Raw genomic sequence first — 1,727 nt, forward strand, 5'->3', positions numbered from 1 at the left:
GTAAGCCCCCGGGCAACCCGTCTTGACGTGGCTGTTCAGCCGTTCGAAGGCTGCCAGCGATGAGGCAGCAACTCACCAAGGCGGCTGTGAGGCTGACTGGGCAGGCGTGCGAGGACGTTCTTCAGATAGGCAAAGGGCTCGTGGCCATTGAGGCGTGCGGACTGGATGAGACTCATGATCGCGGCGGCACGCTGGCCGGCACGAAGCGAGCCGGCAAACAGCCAGTTCTTGCGGCCGAGCGCGATCGGCCGAATCTGGTTCTCGATCCAGTTGTTGTCGATGGGCACGCGTCCGTCATCAACGTAGTGCGTCAGCGCGCCCCAGCGCTTGAGGCTGTAATCGATGGCGCGGGCGATGGCCGAGCCATTGGGAACCTGCCCCCGGCGCAGCAGCAGCCAGCCGTGTAAGCGTTCGAGGATCGGCCGGGCCTGCTCCTGGCGCAAGCGTTGTCGGGCCTCGGCATCCAACTCGGCAGCCTCGCGCTCGATGGCGTAGAGCTCCCCGATGGTGTCCAGGGCCTCGACCGCAATCTGGCTCTGGCCTTGCACGGTGAGATCGAAGAACTTGCGCCGCGCATGTGCCATGCAGCCGGCCTCGATCACGCCTTGAGCGATAAGGGCCTTGTAGCCCGCGTAGTCGTCGCAAATCAGGGTGCCGCGCCAGTCGCCCAGAAACGCCTGGGCGTGCATGCCCGCACGACTCTTCGCGAAGTCATACACCACCGCCTTGATGGGATCGAAGGCGCCCAGACTATAGGACCACAGGTAGGCGCGGGGCGTCTTGCCCGCGCCCGGGTCGAGCATCGCCACCGGGGTCTCGTCCGCATGCAGAACCGGGTTGGCGAGTAGCTCGGCCCTGAGCGCATCGACCAGGGGCTGCAACTGCACCCCGGTCTGGCCCACCCATTGGGCCAGTGTCGATTGCGGGATCGCGAGCCCGGCCCGCCCGAAGATGCCTTCCTGGCGATAGAGCGGCAGGTGATCCTGGTACTTGGCGATGAGCACCTGGGCGAGCAGCCCCGCGGTGGGGATGCCCTTGTCGATGATCTGGGCCGGCACGGGGGCTTGCACCAGCGTTTCGCACTCGGCACATACCCACTTGCCACGGATGTGGCGTTCGACAGTGAATTGGCCCGGAGTGTAGTCGAGCTTCTCGGCAACGTTCTCGCCGATGCGGCGCATCTCACAACCGCAGCTGCAGGTGGTCGATTCCGGCTCGTGGCGGATCTCGGTACGCGGCAGCTCGGGCGGCAGTGGCCGGCGCCGGGCCTGCCCCTTGGCGGCGGGGGCTTGGTCAGCTTCGGGCTGAAGCGCTTCGAGCTCCGCGCTCATCGCCGCCAGATCGGCGTCGCACGTCTCTTCGAAGAGCCGCGCCTGCTCGGCCGACAGGCGCTCGGCACGCACCCCGTAGCGCTGACGCTTGTAGAGCGCGAGCTCATGGGTGAGCCGGTCGATCTTGGTCTGGCGCCAGACGAGTTCGCGCTGCTGCTGGTGGAGCAGATCGCGAAGAGCTTGGGCATCCAGGTGATCGAGGTCGGCGGGAAGAACCATGCGCCGATCATGCCTGATCGGCTCCCGGCTACACCATCGGGGCAATTGCCGATGGCGCCGGATCAAAGGATTCGGATCACCCCGTCCTCACCGAGCTGGCGCCACGGCAGCCCCAGCACCAGTGCGTCGAACTGTGCGCGGGTGAGCGCCACACCACCCTCGCCATCGCTCCAGTGA

Annotated in this window: 1 protein-coding gene; it reads right to left on the reverse strand. The window is 66.5% G+C overall.

The features are described from left to right. Nucleotides 1-35: 35 nt before the first annotated feature. Nucleotides 36-1,550 (reverse strand): IS66 family transposase, encoded by a 1,515-nt coding sequence (tnpC, locus tag GPA27_RS28210; protein ID WP_169143721.1) that lies wholly within the window; start codon nucleotides 1,548-1,550, stop codon nucleotides 36-38. Between the last annotated feature and the right edge of the window lie 177 nt (nucleotides 1,551-1,727).

Source organism: Aromatoleum toluolicum, assembly GCF_012911005.2.
Classification (GTDB): Bacteria; Pseudomonadota; Gammaproteobacteria; order Burkholderiales; family Rhodocyclaceae; genus Aromatoleum; species Aromatoleum toluolicum.